Source organism: Sphingobacterium sp. HJSM2_6, assembly GCF_049316305.1.
Taxonomy (GTDB): domain Bacteria; phylum Bacteroidota; class Bacteroidia; order Sphingobacteriales; family Sphingobacteriaceae; genus Sphingobacterium.
Genome location: NZ_JBMOXB010000070.1, coordinates 1 through 252, shown reverse-complemented (window position 1 = coordinate 252; position 252 = coordinate 1). Strand labels below are relative to the sequence as shown.

Sequence of the window (252 nt, the reverse complement as noted above, 5' to 3'; positions counted from 1 at the left end):
TCCGCCAACGGATCAACCACGTTCCACCTTCCAATCTCCGCGTCGTAGAACCTTGCGCCATAATCCAACTGATCACCTAACTCCGATTGCACTTCCTTCCCATTATAAAGATACTTATTTATTCCAGTTATTTGAATGGCTTTAGATTTTCCAAAGGCATAGTAATCATGTTTTGGGATTACGTATAGGGGTTGAAGGTGGTGGTTGTTCCGGTATGAGCTATTTATTAGGCTTCGATCAAAAAAAAGAAGG

The 252-nt window shown here is 41.7% G+C and carries 1 protein-coding gene; it reads right to left on the bottom strand.

The annotated features are described in order from the left end of the window. Positions 1 to 252, bottom strand: a 252-nt coding sequence (locus ACFRAE_RS17840; protein WP_422798524.1) for an RHS repeat-associated core domain-containing protein, incomplete at both ends; no start/stop codon positions are given.